General features: G+C 58.9%; 16 protein-coding genes. 11 read left to right on the forward strand and 5 right to left on the reverse strand.

The features are described from left to right. The 3 genes from LPZ50_RS10235 to LPZ50_RS10245 all read left to right on the forward strand — a co-directional run. Positions 1–398, forward strand: a 398-nt coding sequence (locus LPZ50_RS10235; protein ID WP_230660908.1) for a murein hydrolase activator EnvC family protein, incomplete at its 5' end; no start/stop codon positions are given. Between the two features lie 26 nt (positions 399–424). After that, positions 425–1,867, forward strand: a complete 1,443-nt coding sequence (locus LPZ50_RS10240) for a S41 family peptidase (RefSeq protein WP_230660910.1) — start codon at positions 425–427, stop codon at positions 1,865–1,867. After that, positions 1,864–2,637, forward strand: coding sequence for a HesA/MoeB/ThiF family protein (locus LPZ50_RS10245; RefSeq protein ID WP_230660912.1), 774 nt, complete (start codon positions 1,864–1,866; stop codon positions 2,635–2,637). The genes LPZ50_RS10240 and LPZ50_RS10245 overlap by 4 nt, the downstream gene beginning before the upstream one ends. A gap of 239 nt (positions 2,638–2,876) precedes the next feature. Here LPZ50_RS10245 and LPZ50_RS10250 read toward each other — a convergent pair whose 3' ends face one another. Further along, positions 2,877–3,785 carry a LysR family transcriptional regulator gene (locus LPZ50_RS10250; protein WP_230660915.1) on the reverse strand — a complete coding sequence of 303 codons (909 nt, stop codon included), beginning with the start codon at positions 3,783–3,785 and terminating at the stop codon, positions 2,877–2,879. Positions 3,786–4,011: 226 nt separating this feature from the next. On the opposite strand from LPZ50_RS10250, the gene LPZ50_RS10255 reads away from it, so the two are divergent. Continuing rightward, complete coding sequence (locus LPZ50_RS10255) at positions 4,012–4,935, forward strand: aromatic alcohol reductase (protein WP_230660917.1); 924 nt, start codon at positions 4,012–4,014, stop codon at positions 4,933–4,935. A 68-nt stretch (positions 4,936–5,003) separates the two neighbouring features. On the opposite strand, the gene LPZ50_RS10260 is transcribed toward LPZ50_RS10255, so the two are convergent. Next, the gene (locus LPZ50_RS10260) at positions 5,004–5,621 is read right to left on the reverse strand and encodes a LysE family translocator (protein ID WP_230660922.1); all 618 of its coding nucleotides are present in this window, start codon (positions 5,619–5,621) and stop codon (positions 5,004–5,006) included. A gap of 189 nt (positions 5,622–5,810) precedes the next feature. Here LPZ50_RS10260 and LPZ50_RS10265 point away from each other — a divergent pair, with 189 nt between their 5' ends. The 3 genes from LPZ50_RS10265 (at position 5,811) to LPZ50_RS10275 (ending at position 8,452) form a co-directional block, all read left to right on the forward strand. Then, complete coding sequence (locus LPZ50_RS10265; protein ID WP_230660925.1) at positions 5,811–6,137, forward strand: hypothetical protein; 327 nt, start codon at positions 5,811–5,813, stop codon at positions 6,135–6,137. A 502-nt stretch (positions 6,138–6,639) separates the two neighbouring features. Further along, a complete protein-coding gene (locus LPZ50_RS10270) occupies positions 6,640–7,560 on the forward strand; it encodes a retron St85 family effector protein (protein WP_230660928.1) in 921 nt (306 codons plus the stop codon). A 7-nt stretch (positions 7,561–7,567) separates the two neighbouring features. After that, positions 7,568–8,452 carry a retron St85 family RNA-directed DNA polymerase gene (locus LPZ50_RS10275; RefSeq protein ID WP_268903322.1) on the forward strand — a complete coding sequence of 295 codons (885 nt, stop codon included), beginning with the start codon at positions 7,568–7,570 and terminating at the stop codon, positions 8,450–8,452. Positions 8,453–8,594: 142 nt separating this feature from the next. Here LPZ50_RS10275 and LPZ50_RS25410 read toward each other — a convergent pair whose 3' ends face one another. Then, positions 8,595–10,097, reverse strand: coding sequence for a HEPN domain-containing protein (locus tag LPZ50_RS25410; RefSeq protein WP_230660933.1), 1,503 nt, complete (start codon positions 10,095–10,097; stop codon positions 8,595–8,597). A 1,085-nt stretch (positions 10,098–11,182) separates the two neighbouring features. Between LPZ50_RS25410 and LPZ50_RS10285 the strand changes: the two genes are divergently transcribed. Next, positions 11,183–11,842 (forward strand): hypothetical protein, encoded by a 660-nt coding sequence (locus LPZ50_RS10285; RefSeq protein ID WP_230660937.1) that lies wholly within the window; start codon positions 11,183–11,185, stop codon positions 11,840–11,842. A 325-nt stretch (positions 11,843–12,167) separates the two neighbouring features. On the opposite strand, the gene LPZ50_RS10290 is transcribed toward LPZ50_RS10285, so the two are convergent. Together LPZ50_RS10290 and LPZ50_RS10295 are read right to left on the reverse strand one after the other, a co-directional pair. Further along, positions 12,168–12,836, reverse strand: coding sequence for a hypothetical protein (locus LPZ50_RS10290; RefSeq protein WP_230660941.1), 669 nt, complete (start codon positions 12,834–12,836; stop codon positions 12,168–12,170). 557 nt (positions 12,837–13,393) lie between these two features. Next, entirely contained in the window at positions 13,394–14,356 is a 963-nt protein-coding gene (locus tag LPZ50_RS10295; protein ID WP_230660944.1) for a LysR family transcriptional regulator, read from the reverse strand. A gap of 166 nt (positions 14,357–14,522) precedes the next feature. Here LPZ50_RS10295 and LPZ50_RS10300 point away from each other — a divergent pair, with 166 nt between their 5' ends. The 3 genes from LPZ50_RS10300 to LPZ50_RS10310 all read left to right on the forward strand — a co-directional run. Further along, on the forward strand, positions 14,523–15,509 hold the full coding sequence (locus LPZ50_RS10300) for a Bug family tripartite tricarboxylate transporter substrate binding protein (protein ID WP_230660947.1): 987 nt from the start codon (positions 14,523–14,525) through the stop codon (positions 15,507–15,509). A gap of 31 nt (positions 15,510–15,540) precedes the next feature. Further along, positions 15,541–16,764, forward strand: a complete 1,224-nt coding sequence (locus LPZ50_RS10305; protein WP_230660952.1) for a CaiB/BaiF CoA transferase family protein — start codon at positions 15,541–15,543, stop codon at positions 16,762–16,764. Next, on the forward strand, positions 16,761–17,318 hold a 558-nt coding region (locus LPZ50_RS10310; RefSeq protein ID WP_230660950.1), incomplete at its 3' end, for an enoyl-CoA hydratase/isomerase family protein. The genes LPZ50_RS10305 and LPZ50_RS10310, both read left to right, overlap by 4 nt.

A 17,318-nucleotide genomic window follows, 5' to 3' on the forward strand; every position in this document is an offset into this window, starting at 1 on the left:
CAGGGGGCGGCAACGGCCTGCGCCACGGGCTGCCGATGCCCGTGCGTGGTACGGTACAGGGGCGTTTCGGGGTCGACAGGCCCGACGGCGGCGTGTGGCGCGGCATCGTATTGCGGGCCGACGCGGGCACGCCCGTGAAGGCCGTGGCCCCCGGCACGGTGGTTTACGCCGACTGGCTGCGGGGTTTCGGCAACATCATCATTGTCGACCACGGCAAGCAATACATGACCGTTTACGCTTACAACCAGAGCCTGCTCAAGCAGGTGGGCGACCCGATCGCCGCCGGCGACACCCTGGCCACGGTGGGCGCCACCGGCGGGCAGGTGGAATCGGGCCTATACTTTGAAATTCGCTATCGTGGCGCTCCGGTAGATCCGGCCAAATGGCTGGCCCTGTAACCCGGTATCAAAATCAGGAAGTGTGCATGGGCACTCGCAAGTTTCGCGGTTTCGGTTTGGTTGCCATCGGTGTGGTGGCGGGCATCTTGCTTAGCGCAGGTGTCACTGCACTGGCGCAGCGCGGCAGCCCCTTGCCGCTGGACGAGCTCAGGCAGCTTAGCAACGTGTTCGCCGCCATCAAGAACAACTACGTCGAAGCGGTCGACGACAAAACCCTGATCGACAACGCCATTTCGGGCATGGTGTCCAACCTGGACCCGCATTCCGCCTACCTGGACGCCGACGCATTCCGCGAAATGCAAAGCTCCACCCAGGGCGAATTCGGCGGCCTGGGCATCGAGGTGGGCGCCGAAGACGGCTTCGTCAAGGTCATTTCGCCCATCGAAGATACGCCCGCCGCCCGTGCCGGCGTGCTGGCCGGCGACCTCATCATCAAGATCGACGACACTCCCACCAAGGGCATGTCGCTGAACGAAGCGGTCAAGCTGATGCGCGGCGCGCCCAAAACGCCCATCAAGCTCACCATCATGCGCGCCGACAACCCGCAGCCCGTCGTGGTGAACATCGTGCGCGACATCATCAAGGTGCGCAGCGTGCGCAGCAAGATGCTCGACGATGGCGTGGCCTACGTGCGCATCGCGCAGTTCCAGGAAAAAACCGGCACCGACCTGGCCCGCCAGTTGAAGGAACTGGGCGCCAAGGGCGCGCCCAAGGGCCTGGTGCTAGACCTGCGCAACGACCCGGGCGGCCTGCTCACCAGCGCCATCGGCGTGTCCGCGGCCTTCCTGCCGCCCGACGTGCTGGTGGTGTCCACCGACGGCCGCACCGCCGATTCCCGCCACAAGTACCTGGCCACGCCGGCCGAATATGCGCGCGGCGAAGGCAACTACCTGTCCGGCCTGCCGGGCTGGGTCAAGAACGTGCCCATGGTGGTGCTGGTGAACGTGGGTTCGGCCTCGGCATCCGAAATCGTGGCCGGCGCGCTGCAAGACCACAAGCGCGCCAAGGTGCTGGGCAACCGCACCTTCGGCAAGGGCTCGGTGCAGATCATCCTGCCGCTTAGCCAGGACACCGGCGTCAAGCTCACCACCTCGCGCTACTTCACGCCCAGCGGCCGTTCCATCCAGGCCACCGGCATCGAGCCCGACTACGTGGTGGCCGACACCGCCGAAGGCGACTTGTTCCGCCTGCCGCGCGAGGCTGACCTGCAGCGCCACCTGTCCAACAACCAAAGCGACGAATTCAAGTCGCAGTTGGATCCATCCGCCGAACCGCCCACGGCCAAGATGTTCGAATTCGGCGGCAAAGACGACTTCCAGCTTCAGCAGGCCGTCAACCTGCTGGCCGGCAAGCCGGTGCAGAAGGGCAGCGCGCGCGCGCAGGCCAAGGCCAACGCCAAGCCCAGCGCCGGCGCGCCCGAACGCATGACCATCACGCCGTCCGGAGTCGAGCCCGCCAAGCAGAAATGAACGACCAGCAGTTGCTGCGCTATGCCCGGCACATCCTGCTGGATGAGCTGGGCATCGAAGGCCAGGAAAAATTCCTGGCCGGCAAGGTCCTGATCATAGGCGCGGGCGGGCTGGGTTCGCCCGCCGCGCTGTACCTGGCCACCGCTGGCGTGGGCGATATCACCCTGGCCGACGACGACATCGTCGAGCTAAGCAACCTGCAGCGCCAGATCCTGCACGTGGATGCCAGCGTGGGCCGCCCCAAGGCCGAATCCGGCCGCGCCACCCTGGCCGCCTACAACCCCGAAACCCAGGTTACCGCGCGCGTCGAGCGCCTGGACGGCCAGCGCCTGGACGACGCCGTCGCCGCCGCCGACCTGGTGCTTGACTGCACCGACAACTTCACCACCCGCCACGCCATCAACCGCGCCTGCGTGCACCACCGCAAGCCGCTGGTGTCGGGCGCGGCCATCCGCTTCGACGGCCAGGTCAGCGTGTACGACCTGCGCCACGACGATGCCCCCTGCTACCACTGCCTGTTCCCCGAAGCCGACGACGTCGAAGCCGCCAACTGCGCCACCACCGGCGTGTTCGCGCCCCTGGTTGGCATCATCGGTGCCACGCAGGCCGCCGAAGCCCTGAAACTGCTGGCCGGCATAGGCGAAAGCCTGTCCGGCCGCCTGCTGTGGCTGGACGTGCGCACCATGCAATGGCGCAGCGTCAAAGTACAGCGCGACCCGGAATGCGCGGTTTGCGGGCATCGGGGCGCTTCCCACGTGTCGGGCACCTGACAGATATCGCTCGGCCCAGGCCTCAGACACCGCCAGGCAACTTCCCTGACCCAACGCATTGGGTATCGCCGGGTGTCTGGCTCCCGCCAGGGTGCCAGACACCGTTGCGTGCCACGACAGTCTCAGTTGTACGGTGTCCGGCACCCTGACGGGAGCCGGACACCTGGCAGTGCCAGCGAAAATTCGCCACGGCGGCCAAGGTAGCTCCATGGGAGCCGGACACCCCGCACCAACCGGAATCACGGCACAAGCCCTGACGCCTCCGGCCGGGCAATCTCCACCATCCATTCCACGAACGCCTTCACCGCCGCCGTCGCGCGAGCCTGCGGATACACAATGGAAATCGGCACCGGCTCGCATCGCGCATCCGCCAGCACCTCGCGCAGCCGCCCGCTGCGTAAATAAACGGACGCCGCCAATTCGGACAATTGGATCAGGCCCAGCCCCTCCAGGCCGCAATGCAGGTAAGCCTCGGTTTCGTTCACGGCGTAGCGGCTGGGCAATACCATCGACACCTCTTCACCGTCGACGCGGAAACGCCAGTCCGCGGGCCGGCCGGTGGCGTTGGACAAATAGTTCACCACGCGATGCGCGTGCAGGCTGGCCACGGAATCCGGTTCGCCATGGCGGGCCAGGTACCTGGGCGAGGCGCAGGTCAGCCATGCCAGCCGGCCAAGGCTGCGCGCCACCAGGGTCGAATCGGCCAAGGCACCGCTGCGGATCGCGCAGTCGATGCCTTCGTAGATCAGATCAGCAGGACGGTCGCTCAAGCCCAGCACCAACTCAATATCCGGATAGCGCGCCTCGAACTCGGCCAGCCGCGGCACCACCATCGCGCGCCCGATAATGCCCGGCATATCCACGCGGACCCGGCCGCGCGTGGCCTGGCTGGTGGCGGATGCGTCGCCTTCCGCGCTGGCGATGTCGGCCAGGATGGCCTGGCATGCCTGCATATACCGCTCGCCCGCGTCGGTCAGGCTCAGGCTGCGGGTGCTGCGTCGCAGTAGCGGCGTGCCCAGATGGGTTTCCAGCTTCTTGATCAGCGTCGTTACCGACGAGCGCGGCATCGCCAGGGATTGCGCCGCCTTGCTGAAGCTGCGCGCCTGGGCAACCCGGACGAACACCATCATCGCTTGAAGTTTGTCCATCAGCCGAACCCGTCGATAGTGCGTGCGCCGCATGCGGCCGGAAGGTCTTGATATTAACAACGCCCATGGCCCACCGCCGCGCTGCCCGCGCCTTGTGAATTCAGGCAGGGCGAACAATGCGCGGCCCGCGCACTTCTACACTGCAAGCCATTGCAGGCCGCGCCGTCCATGGCCATCACCGTTGTCCCCGCGCGGCCGTTTCCACACACGCACTCCGAGGTATTCCATGAATCACAACCACTCCGTCCTGGTGCTGGGCGCCGGCCAGCTTGGCATGGCCGTGCTGCGCCATCTGGCGCCCCGCATCGGCGGCGGTTCGCTATCCGTGCTGCTGCGCCCGTCGGCCATTGCATCCGCCGACGCGGCAAAGCAGCAAGTGCTGGACAGCCTGCGCGAGATGGGCGTCGACATCGTCACGGGCGACCTGGCCGCGCAGTCCAGCCAGGAACTCGCCGCCACCTTTCGCCGCTACGGCACGGTGATCTCGTGCACGGGGTTCGTCGGCGGCCCGGGCGTGCAACGCAAAATCGCCAGCGCCGCCCTGCACGCCGGCGTCCAGCGCTTCGTGCCATGGCAATTCGGCGTCGACTACGACCTTATCGGCAGAGGCAGCCCGCAGAACCTGTTCGACGAACAGCTCGACGTGCGCGACATGCTGCGCGCGCAGCAGGCCACCGAATGGATCATTGTCTCCACCGGCATGTTCACCAGCTTCCTGTTCGAGCCCGCTTTCGGCGTGGTCGACCTGGCCGCCAATACCGTGAACGCGCTGGGCAGCTGGGATAACGCCGTCACCCTGACCACCGCCGACGACATTGGCGCCCTTACCGCCGAAATCCTGCATGCCGAGCCGCGCATCGCCAACCGCGTGGTGTATGTCGCGGGCGATACCGTCACTTACCGCGAAGTCGCCGACGCCCTGGACCGCTTGCGCCACGGCAAGGTCCAGAGAAACGAATGGACGGTGTCGCAACTGAAGCGCCAACTGGCAGCCAAGCCGGACGATGCCATGCGGAAATATCGCGCCGTGTTCGCGCAGGGACGCGGCGTGGCGTGGGACAAGGCGCAAACGTTCAATGCCGAACGGGGCATTGCTGTGTGCGGGTTACAGGAGTGGATGCGGGCCAACCTGGCCTGCGGGGAAAAGTAGCTGGGCTGACAGCCGGCCGGCGCCCGCCGCGCAGATAAAAGGCGCCTTGGCTTCGCCTGGCGGGCGGATCAGCGCACCGGGTCGCGGCTAAGCAGCAGCCACCCGGCAATACCCAGCATCGCCGTGCCCAGCACGCCTTCCTGCAAACGCATGAACCAGGTATTGCGCATCAACCAGCCACGGATGCGCGATGCCCCATAGGCGAACGTTGCACCCGTTACCAGCCCCATCATCTTCGAAATAACGGCCAACACCAGCATCTGCAGCCACACCGGGCCGCGCGCGGGGTCCACGAACTGCGGCAGAAACGCCACCAGGAACAGGAACACCTTGGGGTTAAGCAGATTCGTCACCAGCCCCTGCCAGTACGCGTCGCGCAACGTCGCCTGCGGCGCGCTGGCGGACAAGTCATGGGGGCGCGTGCAACGCCGCAGCGCGCGTATGCCCAGGTACATCAGATATAGCGCGCCCAGGACCTTCACGGCCAGGAACAGGGTGGGGGAATGCTGGAACACGGCGGCCAGGCCCAATACCACGAGGGGGATCTGGATGAAGCCTGCCGACCAGGTGCCCAGCACGCTGACCCAGGCGGTGCGGAAGCCTTGGGTCATGCCGCGGGTGAGGGTTAGCGCCATGTCCGGGCCGGGGGTGAGTTTCAGCGCCATGTCCGCGGCTAGAAAGAGCATGAGGAGTTGGAGGGTGGGCATGGCGAAGGATGGAGGAGTCGGGGAGCGATCTTGGATTTTTTATTATGTCATTCAGGCGCTTCCGCCGCAGAATTCTTAACCGCTATTCATTCAGCAGCGAGTAATGGGATTATCTGGCTGTAGGCAAGCCTAGCCCCGGGGCGACCTTGTAGACGCACTGATTCGACTATGCTCAAGCTCGGTAACGCATTCCTGGCGGCTGTTGAGTGGCTTGTCGCAATGCTATATCCCATTGACCGTCGAGTATCCACGATGACTCAACGCCGACTCGTCCGCTTGCTTCTTGCCGTGCTCATGGTGGCGATCATAACGGTCGTTCTCTACATCAATGCGGTAAATCTATGGGAGGCCTATGGCAACGGGCCACCACATTACGGCCGTACCGTGAACATGGACAAATGGGCCAACCCATGGCCGCAGTTGCTCGTGCTGGATGGTTTGGCAGCAGCAGTCTGCCTTATCCTCTACCGCCTGAGGAAGTCGTCTGTTCATTGAGTGGATAGTCGAGACGGATGGACGGTAACGGAGCAAGCAGCAGTGCGAGTTCGTGGTGAATCTGGATGCGAGCTCATCGTGTCAGATTCAGGTTCAGAATCGGAGCCCATTGAGTTGATGGACTCTACTGCTCCTAAGTCGGTCAAGTAGCACAGCGACGTGAGCGGTGACTAGCCGTTCTAAACGCAGAAACAGTGATTACTGCCGCCCCATTGCGGACGTTCGCGACAAAGTGACACTGAACGCGTGACTGCCGAAGATTCTCCCTGTGGCGGGAAGATCGTCACTTCTTGTAAAGCTGCGAGAGCTTTGCTACTATCTAGACACCAATTACGCGTGTCGTTAGTCGAAAGACTGATAATGTCGGGCGGATCGCCAGACTGTAAGGGATTGGTAGCATTTTTGGCGTGAAGGCGCTCCCGCGTCCCAGCTCCTCCAGCATGAATGCTTCCCCCGCCAGGCCGCGTGACCGCCTTCACGCCATATTTAGGTAGTTGGTTTTGTGCAAAAAACTATAAAAGATCTCGCACAAACGATAGATATTTCCAAATGTCGGATTGCGAGAACGACTCGCAAGGTTGTCGTTTTTGGCGGAAAACTCGCAAATCAACACCCACTTCCGCATCGCGGTCAGTTCATGGCCGTTCTCTCCCTCCGCCATCGAGCTATCGATCAGATTTGCACAACGCCCGAAGTTTATGACGACTGGAAAGACTTCGGAATGTATCAGGATCTTCTTACCTTTGAAGAAGACCTGTGCGCATTCGTAGACGTGATTTTGCTATTCCTTGATGGTGTAGGTGCCTGTGGCGAATGCGGGGCTTTCATCAAAGACGAAAGAACAGCCAAGAAATTACTTGTCGTGATGGACGAACGGTATTTCGAGGAGGATTCCTTCATCCGCTTGGGATTACTTTTCCGACTAGAGCATACTCACCAAAACATCACGCTATCCGTTCCCAAGGATCTGTCCTATGACGACGTTGACCAGATAGTTGATGAGCTTGAGCAGAGGCTTAGCGAGGCGCCTCTCAGCGAAGGACTAGATTTGACTGACACTCGGCATCAGCTATTCATCATCGCGGATTTCGTAGAGCTAATTCAGGTGGCGAGGCGTTCGGATATCTCCACATTCCTACAAGAGTTGGGAGTAACGCTCAACACAAAAAGATTATCTCAACTGTTATATGTCTTAGAACGATTCAATATCATCAAGGCAAGTAGGGGGCTGCGTGAACAACTTTATGCCCCCGTACCAGTCGGAGTGCACTACTTAGACTACTCATTGGCATCGGGGCGATGGGACCGATCAAGAGTAAAAGCTCTTTTGTTTGAAAAAACCCGCGAGGATAAGCACAGGCATCAGGCTTTCGTGCGCGCCAAACAAGCAGAGATAGGAGTGAAAGATGTCGCTCAGGTCTAAGATGTTGATGGACCTCCCTTTCACGGAGCGGGAGTTGAGCCTCCTGATTATTTCTGCCCCTCGTCGTTACAAGGAATACTGGATACCTAAACGAAACGGCCAACAACGCCTCATCGCCCAGCCGACACCTGAAATCAAGCTGTTGCAACGATGGCTCGTTCAAAACTATTTATCAGGCTTCCCAGTGCATGCCGCAGCGACAGCATATCGCCAGGGGATCGGTTTGAAAGAGAATGCCCTACCGCATTTGCGGAACAGGTATATGTTAAAGCTGGATTTTGAGAACTTCTTCCCATCTCTTAAATCTAGCGACCTGTTTATTTTTTTAAAAGACGCGCCCATTGATCAAGTTGATGTCAATATCCTGGCGCAACTTCTCTTTAAGAAAGCGGATTTAGGACTGGAACTGGCGGTGGGAGCTCCTAGTTCTCCTCATCTATCAAATGTTCTGATGTACGAGCTTGATGATCGAATTAATGGATTCTGCGCCACAACTGGCATTGCGTACACTCGATATGCCGATGATCTGACATTTTCCACTTCGAAGCCCCACGTTCTCAGGGAGTGTCTCCGGTTCGTGACGCGCACCCTAGCAGAGACCACCAGTCCAAAGTTGCGTCTGAACGCCGCGAAAACTGTAGAAACTTCCAAGAAGCGCGGGCGCCGTGTGACCGGATTAAGCATTTCCACGGAAAGCAAAATCTCGATTGGTCGGGATAAAAAGCGCGAACTTCGAGTTCTTGTCCATCGATTCACTAAGGGTGAGTTGAACGCGGAGGAGATTCAAAAACTTCGAGGCTATGTCGCATTTTTGAGATCCGTCGAGCCAGATCATTTGGATCGATTGGCCAAGTCTTTTGGTGTTGATGTATTGTTGGCACTAACTAAATAAAGGCTATTGATTGGCGTTGCCAGAATTACCCCTAAGCGGGGAATAGTCAGCCTTTGGAGGTGGTGGCGTCTAGGAGGGTTAGAATTAGCTACCCGTAGTTGCCCGAATCGCTGCTGGAATCTGCAAGCGTCGAATCCTGCCGCTAGGATTGGGATCTTTGGGTCTTGCTGAACCCTGATGCCTCAGCCAACCAGCCTAATCCCTCACTGGCAATACGCTTCATAGCATCTTCTAGTTTGATGGCATCCGGGCGGTCGAATGCGCGCGCCATCATCGGGTATAGCTGTGCTGAGCATACGAGACACATTTGGCTTAGTGATTCTGCAATACGCAGAATTTTATGTGTTTCATCTTCAGTGGGGAAATGTTCGCCATGCACCAAGGTCGAACGAGCTTTATATACCTCTAGAGCTTGTTCATAGACACAGCCATCATTGTCGCAGTCGAACGCTTCAAAAATGTTCTTAACCCTATTTGCGAACATTTTCGTACGTCCGGACTCAAATTTTCCGAAGAGTAATCGCTCGATCGCCGATACGTATTTAACGATACTCGACGTAATCTGTGAATCTGTGGCTGCATCTCCAAACCAATTTATTGCGTCGAGCAACCTTTGATGAAGGTGGCTGATCTCTACTGGGTCAACGATCGATTCCAAAGCCCAACCAAGAACCATCAACTCATGGGAGGCTTCCATCAAGATTTCATACCAATTTTTTGGGCTAATCGGCGCCAAGAAGCTCATGCCGACGCTAGCGTGAATTACACCGTCGGCGTCGGCGTGTAAATGCGCCGTCTGGAGCGCATTGCTATGCGACCAGCCGTGCCTAAGTTCGCGAGTTGGCTCTGCTCCCAAGAGAATACGAATAACGTGAAGCGCCATCTCGACTGCCCGAACAGCGCGCTCTTTAGAAGTGTCTTGGTCGCAGTCGGTCACCTTAACGATTGCAATCCATGGATAGTTCCGGTAAGCCTTGATGGCCTGCGCTTGGAGCTCACGGATGAGTTGCCTTGACTGTGCTTCACTGGATGCACGCTCTCGTGGAAACCCTTGAGCGACTGCGCCATCCACGCGTTCGATATGAGCCGCTGTTGCTGCCTCGACGCTGCGTTTAAAAGCTTGCTTTCTGTCACTGAAGAAATTTTCTCTGCGAACGAATATGACTGGTCCTACGCGAAACTCCTTAGGGGCGTAATCTGTAAACAGAATGGAAGGGAGAAAATGTTCGGTGACGACCAAGGATTTCCTTAATGCAGCCAGAGTGTCCTGAAGCACTAACTCGGCGGTGTCGTGATTGACTCTGCGTGCCTCCTGCAATATTCGCCGTACGAAAGCGTCCGTAACGGCGCTTCTCGCTCGCTGGGGATCGACACGGCGACCAAGGCCGCGATCTAGGTCCAGGGCTAAGTCTGCTAGCTCCCCTAACTTGTTCCAAGCGATGGCGCCACATAGGATTCTCCCTTTTCCATTGGGGTGTGGAATGTCGAAAAAAACTTCTTTAGGATGCTTCTGTAGATATGCCTTGTGCTCATCAAACGGCATTTTTGCGAATCGAAGAATCTGCCTGAAAATAGATTCGAGATTATGCTGCACTCGTTTCGCGATTCTTGACGAGAGGAGCGGAGACTCTAGTTTTTTGTCCACGTTTCTTCCGTGCGGCTAGGCTTGCACATTACCGTTTTCCAATCACATCACGTACGCCTAGCAGCCGAGCACAAAAGGAGAAATCATGAGCCCCTACACTTCGCGCTGGAGGAAGACGTCGGGTTTGGCGATCCATTTCCATCAAACCATCAGCGTTTAGAATGATAGCCCCGTCTTGCAATCGTGCGCTATGTCGACAGCAGCAATGTTTTAACGAACATTCATAATAATGACTTTTCGTTCGATGCCCGCTTCTGGTCGCAAGCTGCTATCAGCAGGGGAGGGGTTCTCGACCCATTGCTGCCCTTCAACGCCTGCATGAAGTGGCGGCTGCGTTGGCGCATGGGAGAGAGCATTTGGCGGATTGACGGATGGATCAGGTGACGGTTATGGGCGGCGAAATGCCCAAGGCCTCGTCTGCGGGTATCTGCTCCCAAATCACCACTGTCCCACTAGGCAAGCGGACGGCTTGCCCGCTCAAGATACTGCGTACGAAACTTTGAACGACGGCTGCATTAGGCCGTCGTCCTTGGGCTTTTTGTTCATCGCGCACTCTGTACCAAAATGCCGGCAATATGTTCCCAAGTGTCGGAGCCGACGTTATGGGGATAGAACGCGCCGATGGCCGTCCATGATCTTAGCATCAGGCTTGCGGTGCTCCAGGTAGTATTGGTCACCCTGGCGGCCCCGTTTTCATTGACGCGCCAGGAAGTCGTTTTTAATTAGCGAAAATTTGGCCCAGCCAATCCCGTTCACCGTGATTAGGCCCCACGCGTATGATGTTGGATCACTCACTGGCTCTGATCCAGGGTCAGGTGGCGCATGCGTTCGCCATGAACCGATGACTTTCCTCATCAAACCGGAATACCAGAGCAGGGTCGTCGTTTTCCAGCGAGCGCCGCGGTCGCTGCGTTTCCGTGAGATGTGCGCGATGCCAATTCAAACCATTCCATCTTGCACTTATGAAGTAGGCATTTGACGTCGTGGGCTATACTTCAACGACGCCGAACGACAGGCGCACTTTCCGCAATACACTTAGCAGAGCTTTCTACTTACTTCGTGGGATTCTCGTAGGACGAGCGCCTGTGCTGCGGACGTTCCGCGAGATGCTAGAAAACCATTCAAACCGACGCCGCATCGCAGTCCGGTTTAACTCTGGTGCTAGTCGTCATATTCCGCTTTGTCACGAAAGCGCTGAGAAGATGATCGAATCAACCTATTGGCGCCAGGAACTGCGAGCCGAGTTGGCGTGGCTCAAGAAGCATCGCAGTTACCGTAGATGGTCGGAGAAACAGCTTGTGCTGTACGAGCGGCGCCTGATGTTGGTGGCGTTTCAAGTACGCTCTCTGCTCGAGCGACCGAAGGCAAATGACCGTGCTCGTGGCGCAAGAATGCCTGTAATTCGATACAGGAAGATCGGAGGCAGGCCTTTCACTTTTATCGGCGCAGGTTTCCCTGAAGACCGATTTGACCTGAACAATCCAGAGCCATCAGAACTTACCGTCGTCGATGTTTGCAATCAACTTATTCACTACTATTGGATGCAAACATGGTCCGAAGGCACCGCCTTCAAGGGCATGCTCGTATTTTCTGACTTTATGCGTCACAAGTGGGCTTATGAGTTTCTAATTGAGGATCTGATAGGTCTCTTCAGTATTTTTGCCGATGACACTTTAACAGTTACCGAACTAAGTTTTCGCTGGAACGACAAGAAGCAGGACTATGTGGCTCAATATGCACGCTAGAGATCCGTCGGCTAACAGTTCGTCCGAGCCCCGGCCACTTCGCGGTTCGGCTTAATTTGGGCGTTTTTACCGTCCGCTCCTGGCCGGCAAGCGACCTTATCTATTCACTTGCTAATCTTCTTTTCTTTTGCGTGTACACGCCACTGGAAATCCCGGTGAGCGAGGAGCGGGCCAGCTGTGTGGCGCACATGCCGACTCGGTGAATAGATGCGCACGGCCGCTGTGCCTTTATCTACGAGAGCGGCGATTCGCCCGCAGGATCTCAATCCACGTGGGATTCTCACCCGCACGATCTAATCTTCTCGTGCTCCCGCTCGCAAAGAGGTTATGAATCGCCGGAATTTAACGGAAATTTTGTCCACGATCCTTCAAAAACTGACAAAGTGCCGCCTGTTTTCGGTGCAACATACCAAACCGCTGTCGCGTTGTTGAGTGCGATAATTGATCCGCTAGCATCTTTCTCTGGAGTTCCGAGATGCATGCTCATGCCTGAAAATGACTCAGGTAAACCAATTTCTGAGGAGCCGGATTTAATGGAAAAGCATACCCATCGGTTGTTTTGAAGACGATACGCAGCGGTAAGGCTTTCTGATTCATTCGCAAGAATTGGCTGATCAGAAATTAGGAAATGCATATCCATAAAGATGCTTCCCGGCCTTTCCAATTCATTAATAAAAAACTTCACTTTGTTACTGGGCGGAAAGGCTGCGCCTTGCCGAGCGATGTCGTAGATGATTCGCATCGCGTGGATTGGGGCTTTCTCTGTGAGTTCTGGATAATTCCAGCCGAAATTTTTTTCCCCGGAAGCTCCCGATTTTTCTGAGTACGTCTTCAAATGACAGGCTCCGGACTGATGAAAACTTACTTTTAACCATCCCTTCATCGAGGTGCGGGTTGCGTAGATACAAGCCTCGCGCTTGCTACCGAAAAATGACCAGATTTCTGAAAAGCGACGTTCGGGGGTTTGTAGAGCGAATCGAAAGAGTGTGCTCATTTCTGATGTGTCTGGATGGTGGTTTAACCTATCTACGGTCAGAGCGGGGTAGTTTTAAATTTTAATAATGATCTTTTAAGCAGATAAATTGTCGTGCATCGGCTATCAAGCCGGGCGCTATGCTCCGACACCGCGTCCTGAATGGTAGCCGCCCACGAACTATCACCGGCAGAGGAATACATGGGTACCAGATGCAGCTCTGAATGTTCAGACGGTCGCCAAGCGGATTGGACTCCCATGTTGGCGAGAAAAAAATGGCGGCTCGTCAAGCAGAATATTCTTGTGCTGGCATCAATGGATGCCTTGATTACGATCCAGTCAGCCACGTACTATTATGAAATAGACTAGCCATATCTGCGCGAGAAAGTCAGAATCGACTTGGCGATGCGATTGCTTAGTCCGCGCGAAAAATGGCGTCGGTGGAGTTTGGATCAGGTCGTCGTAGCCAAGCCGGGCGCATGCGTATTATTAAAGCTTGCTGTCGAAATCAGTCTAGGATAATCAACTAACGTGCGTCCGCTTCTGGCCGAAAGCAGACCAACGCGCACTCGCCGCATTCACCCCACCCCCACCCCCATACAAGTCGGCCAAACCCCCTCCCCAGTCAGCCTCTTCACCGTATCCACCAACAGCCTCATCACACTCATCACCGCCATCGTCTTCGGCGTGCTGGGATTCGTGCAAAGATAAACCGACCGCGTCAGCCGGGGTTTTTCGATATGCAGCACCCGCACATCCGCGGCCGAGCTTTCCCCCACCACGGATGAGTAAGAAAGAATCGTGCTGCCCACCTCCGACGCCGCCAGCCCGATCAATTGCGACGTGGTGTTGACTTCGGCGGCGATGGTCAGCCGCTGGCCCGCGCGCTGCAGATAATCGTCCAGCCGTATCCGCAGGCTGTGGGTGCGCGTGGGCAGGATCATCGGAAAATCCCCCATCTCCGACAGCCGTATCGTCCTGCGTCGCAGGCCGGCGCCCCCCAGGTGCTGGCGGATCTGCGCGGCCGAGCTGATGAAAACCAGTTCTTCGTCGATCAGGTGGGTGTAGTGCAGTTCCCGCCGTTCGTCCTGGCCGAAGGTCATGCCGATGTCGATCTCGCCCTTTTGCAGGTAGTCGGGGATATACCCCGAGCTTAGTTCGATGATCTGCAGGCGTATTTGCGGCCAGCGCGACAACACCTCGGCCACCAGCGGCACGGTCAGGAATCGGGCCAGGGATTGGGGCAGGCCGATGGCTACCTGGCCGTTGGGCACGCGCGCCTGCTGGCTGATTTCTTCGTAGGCCAGTTCGGTGCGCAGCAGGATGTCTTTGGCGTGGGCGCGCAGGCGTTCGCCCGCATCCGTCAGCGCCACGCCTTTGGGCAGCCGCTCGAATAGCGGGGTGCCCAGTTGTTCTTCAAGCTGCCGGATCAGCACGCTTAAGGCGGGCTGGGTCATGTGCTGCATTTCCGCCGCGCGCGAGATGGAACCGGCGGCGGCTACCGACAGGAAGTTTCTCAGGTCGCGCAGGTCGATGGGCATGGCACAGGGTTCCGGAAGTGGGCGATGGATGCGGTTTGGTATTCAATATTTTATATGGCATCCATAAAAACATAGCATTTGACGTATATGAGACGCGCGCCGATAGTGGTGGCCGAACCGCAATGGCCGATGCACAAGGCCATGCGACATCCACAGGAGACACACCATGCATGTTCGTGACCGCCGCAACTTCATACTGGGTTCAGCCGCCGCGATGGCGGCCGCGGTGATGCCCGGCCAGGCCGTGATGGCGCAGTTGATGGGCGACCAATCCACGCTGCGCATCGTGGTGCCATTTTCGGCCGCCGGTCCCACTGATTTCATTGCGCGCCTGTTTGCGCAGGCGCTGGCCCAGGAATTGAAGTCCACGGTCATTGTCGAGAACAAGCCGGGCGCATCGGGAAATATCGGTACGCAGTTCGTGGTGGACGGCCCGGCGGACGGAACGATGCTGGTGCACACCACGGCCGCGATGCAGGCGGTGAACCCCATTCTGTACCCCAACCAGCGTTTCGATCCGGCGAAGGATCTGATTCCCGTGGGTATTACGGGTTCGTTGGCCAATATGCTGGTGGTGCATCCCGAATCGGGTGTGAAGACCATCGAGGAACTGGTGGAAAAGGGCAAGAAAACCGAGCTGACGTTTGCCACGTTCGGCCCCGGTACTTCGCCGCACATTTATGGCGAACTGCTGCGCAAGCTGACCGGCATCAAGGCCATGCCTATTGCCTACAAGGGCAGCGGCAATGCCAAGGCGGACATGCTGGCGGGCCGCATCGATTTCATGTTCGACAGCATGACCACGGCGGTTACCACGGTGGAAGGGGGCCAGTTGCTGGGCCTGGCCATTACGTCGCAGGAACGCTCGCCGCTGTTGCCGAACGTGCCCACGCTGAAGGAAAAGGGCTACGGCGGGCTGAACCTGAATTTCTGGTTCGTGCTGCAGGTACCGGCCAAGACGCCGCCGGAAGTGGTGCAGCGTTTGCGCACGGCGGTGGCCAAGGCGGCCCAGGATCCCGCGTACCGCAAGGGCGTGGCGGAACGCGGCGTGGATACGTTTACCGTGCCGGCCGACCAGGTAGAGCGTTTCGTGCGCGAAGACACCGAGGTCTGGCGCAAGGCGGTGGTCCAGATGGGGATCAAGGCGGAATGACGACGGCGCGCGCTGAAGCAGGAAACTCGTGATGCAACCCTTAGCCGGATTGAAGGTGGTGGATTTTTCCAAGGTGCTGGCGGGGCCGCTTTGCGGCCAGTACCTGGGCGAGCTGGGCGCCGAGGTCATCAAGGTCGAGCCCGTGGAACTGGGCGACGATACCCGGGGCTGGACGCCCACGGTGGAAGGCGAGTCGACGATCTTCCTGGCCGTGAACCACAACAAGCGCAGCATCGCGCTGGACTTGAAGTCGGAACAGGGCGGCGAGGTGGCCCGCCGCCTGGTGCGCGATGCGGATATCGTGCTGCAAGGCTTTGGCAGCGGAACGGCGCAGCGGCTGGGCATCGACCGCGACACGCTGATGGCCCTGAACCCCAGGCTTATTTATTGCGAGATCAGCGGCTACGGCCGCGACGGCCCCATGGGCAGCGAGCCGGGCTACGACGTGATGCTGCAGGCGTTCAGCGGCATGATCAGCACCCTGGGGCATCCGGGCGGCGACTACGCGCGGGCCAGTTTTTCGCCGGTGGACATTGGCACGGCCATGTTCGGGCTAAGCGGCGTGCTTGCCGCGGTGATCGAGCGGCAGCGCACGGGCCAGGGCGTGTATGTGGAACTGGCGCTGCTGGATACGGCGCTGGGCTTCATGAGCTATATGGCGCAAACTTACTGGCACACCGGCCGCGACCCGCAGCGCATGGGCACGGCGCACCCCAGCATGTGCCCGTACCAGGCGTTCCAGGCCAAGGACGGCCCGTTGATGCTGGGCGCCGGCAACGATGCGCAATGGCGCCGTTTTTGCCAGGCGGCTGGCATGGAGCAGTACGCAGATGATCCCGACTTTGCCACCAATGCACAGCGGCTGGCCAACCTGGACCGCACGGTGCAACTGGTGCAGGAAAAGATCGCCACCCGCACGGTGCAGGAATGGGTGACACTGCTTAGCCGGATCAAGGTTTCCTGCTCGCCCATCCATACGCTGGGGCAGGCGCTTGGCCACCCGCAAGTCCAGGCGCGCGGCTTGATCCAGCAGACACAGCATCCGGTGGTGGGCACGTTGAAGCAGGTGGGCCTGCCGGTGAAATTCCAGGGCAATGCGCGCGCAGCCGCGTGCCCGCCGCCGCTGCACGGCCAGCATACCGCCGAGATTCTGCGGGAATTGGGCTACGACGCCGCCGATGTCGCCGCGCTGCTCGACGCGTCGGTGGCGCGGCAGTGGCAAGGCGCTGCCCCCACACAAGGAGACGCAAGATGATCCGCTATGAAGTCCTAGGCCAGACGGCCGAGATCCTGTTCGACAACCCGCCCGTCAATGCCTTGTCGGAACAGATGCTGGACGACTACCTGGCCGCCTTGCAGCGCGCCGCGGATGACCCGGACGTGCGTGCCGTTATCGTGGGCAGCGCCGTGCCAGGGCGATTCTGCGCGGGGTTGAACCTGATGGCCATCCACCAGGGCGACCATGCCCGGGTCCGGCATCTGCTGGATCGCCTGTACGTGCGCAACGTCGACACGCAGTTCCACATGGGCAAGCCCACTATTGCCGCGGTGGACGGCACGGCGCGCGGCGGCGGCATGACGCTGGCGGTGTCGTGCGACATGATCGTGGCCTCGGAAAGCGCGGATTTCGGCTACCCCGAGATCGACGCGGGCGTGCCGCCGTCTATCCACTTCTCGCATCTGCCGCGCATTGTGGGCCGCCACCGCGCGTTCGAGCTGCTGTTCACGGGGCGTGTGTTCGACGCCAGCGAGGCGGCCGCCATGGGGCTGGTGTCGCGGGTGGCGCCCGCGGGGCAGGCCATGGCCGCG

Source organism: Bordetella petrii (assembly GCF_020991325.1).
Classification (GTDB): Bacteria; Pseudomonadota; Gammaproteobacteria; order Burkholderiales; family Burkholderiaceae_B; genus Bordetella_A; species Bordetella_A petrii_E.